Source organism: Methylobacterium sp. J-001, assembly GCF_022829565.1.
Classification (GTDB): Bacteria; Pseudomonadota; Alphaproteobacteria; order Rhizobiales; family Beijerinckiaceae; genus Methylobacterium.
In genome coordinates this window covers 1-2073 of sequence record NZ_JAKSYN010000025.1, presented here as the reverse complement: position 1 = coordinate 2073, position 2073 = coordinate 1, and the positions used below count along the sequence as shown (strand labels likewise).

The window sequence follows — 2073 nt, the reverse complement described above, 5'->3', positions numbered from 1 at the left end:
CGGGCTGTGACAGCTTGGTTGGCGAAGGCTCGGGGCGTCAAGCCGCCCAAGGCCGTATGGGGGCGATCTTCGTTGTAGTGGCACCTCCAGTCCTCGATGCGCTCGCGGGCATCGGCCAGCGACAGGAACCACGAGGCGTTCAGACATTCCGCCCGTAAGCGGCCGTTGAACGACTCGATGTAGGCGTTGTCTGTCGGTTTGCCCGGTCGTGAGAAGTCGATCTCGACCCCGTTCAGGTACGCCCACTGGTCGAGCATGCGCCCGGCGAACTCCGGTCCATTGTCCACCCGTAGGCTCTTTGGACGACCGCGGAGCTTCACCAGTGCGTCCAGGGCCTCGGTCACCTGGAAGGCGCGGAAGTTGGCTCTCGGTGTGAGCGAGAGCGCCTCTCGCGTATGGCAATCGACGACCGTCAGGATCCGGAACGGACGTCCGTCGAAGATGCGATCAGACATGAAGTCCATGGCCCAGACCTCATTGGGTCCGCCGATCGCCGGCCGCCCTTGCCGGTAGCGCCAAGCCCGTTTGCGTTTGGGCAGCTTGGGCCGGATCGACAGCCCCTCGTCGCGATAGATCCGGTAGGTGCGCTTGTGGTTCACCTCCCAGCCCTCCCGTCGCAGTAGGATATGCAGCCGTCGGTAGCCGTAGCGCACCCGCGCGGCAGCGAGTTCCTTCAGCCGCATCCGCAGCGCAACCTGCGGGTCAGAGCGCTTCCTGTAACGCTGGGACGAGCGGCCAAAACCGGTGGCCTGGCAGGCCCGACGCTCGCTGATGCCGTAGGCCACCTGCAGGTGGCCGGCGACTTCACGGCGAGCGCTGGGCCTTACCACTTTCGCTTCAGGACATCCTGCAACATCGAGCGGTCCAGCGTCAGGTCGGCCACTAATCGTTTGAGCTTGCTGTTCTCGTCCTCCAGCTGCTTCAGCCGCCGGATCTCCGGCACGCCCATGCCGACGAACTGCTTCTTCCAGCGGTAGAACGTCGGCTCGGACACACCCATCTTCCGGCAGACCTCGTCCACCGTCGCGCCGTTCTCCGCCTGCCGAAGGGCAAAGGCGATCTGTTCGTTCGTGAAGCGTTTGCGAGGCATGACATCCTCCCTCCTTCAGGGTTCAGGATGCCCGAAAAACTTGCGCTAAGCGCGGACCAGTTTGGTGGGTCAGGGTCAGTGCCCGACGACGACCTCATGCGCCAGTTCGTCTACGCTCTGAAGGGCCCGCAGAAGGTCTACCGCACCGCCTTCTTGCGGGCTGTCTCGAGGGAATCTGAGTTGACCGGTTTCGACACCCGGGCTTGGCGGATCAAGAAGGATTGGCTGCGCACCGGTGATCGAGTTCGCCTGCTCGACGTGATGGCCGGCCGCACCCTCGATGGTCTGCTGTTCGGCAACCGCGAGGGCACCGCCCTCGCGCGGGCGATCCGGGATGAGGCGCTGAAGCCGTTTCGGGCTTGGGATGAAAAGCAACGCTAGTACCGGGCCTGAAGGGCCGCAGGGTTGCCAAGCGGTGGCCTCAATCAACTATGCACTCAGCCTCGATAGGCCCAAGTATTTCGTCCGAGAGATGAGTGCAGGGCAGGGCGGGCTGGTCAGCCCCCATTGAAGTGGTCCGCCCTTTGGTATGGCTTTTGAGCCTGGAGGACGGACGAGATGGCAAAGCACCCGAAGCCCGAGGAGATCGTCGCGAAGCTACGTCAGGCGGACGTTCTGATTTCACAGGGCCAGATCGTGGCGGATGCAATCCGCGCGCTCGGTGTGAGTTCGGTGACGTACTACCGGTGGCAGCGTGAGTTTGGCGGCCTGAAGTCAGATCAAGTTCTACGGATGAAGAGTCTTGAGACCGATAATTCTCGGCTTCGAAAGGCCATCGCCGATCTCACCCTCGAGAAGCTGATCCGGCAGGAGGCGTCCCGGGGAAACTTCTGAGCCCCGCGGGCCGACGCGCCTGTGTCGAGCACATCCAGCTGACGATGAACATCTCCGAGCGCCGTGCCTGTCGGGCGCTCGGACAGCATCGCTCGACACAGCGCAAGGTGCCGCGGGGCCGCGATGATGAAGAGGCGCTGACAGCCGAT

General features: G+C 63.5%; 2 protein-coding genes and 1 pseudogene. 2 read left to right on the top strand and 1 reads right to left on the bottom strand.

The features are described from left to right. A protein-coding gene (locus MKK65_RS01080) for an IS3-like element ISMra1 family transposase (RefSeq protein WP_243954569.1) occupies window positions 1–1090 on the bottom strand; the annotation gives its coding sequence in 2 pieces (ribosomal slippage) (window positions 1–829 and window positions 829–1090; 1091 coding nt annotated over the 2 pieces). This gene is flagged as partial in the annotation. 96 nt (window positions 1091–1186) lie between these two features. Between MKK65_RS01080 and MKK65_RS01075 the strand changes: the two genes are divergently transcribed. Further along, complete coding sequence (locus MKK65_RS01075) at window positions 1187–1471, top strand: hypothetical protein (RefSeq protein WP_243954567.1); 285 nt, start codon at window positions 1187–1189, stop codon at window positions 1469–1471. Between the two features lie 177 nt (window positions 1472–1648). Further along, a pseudogene (locus MKK65_RS01070) lies at window positions 1649–2073 on the top strand (transposase); the annotation flags it as partial.

Coding starts and splice junctions, on each gene's coding strand:
- MKK65_RS01075 (WP_243954567.1), top strand. CDS start 1,187: ATGCGCCAGTTCGTCTACGCTCTGAAGGGCCCGCAGAAGGTCTACCGC.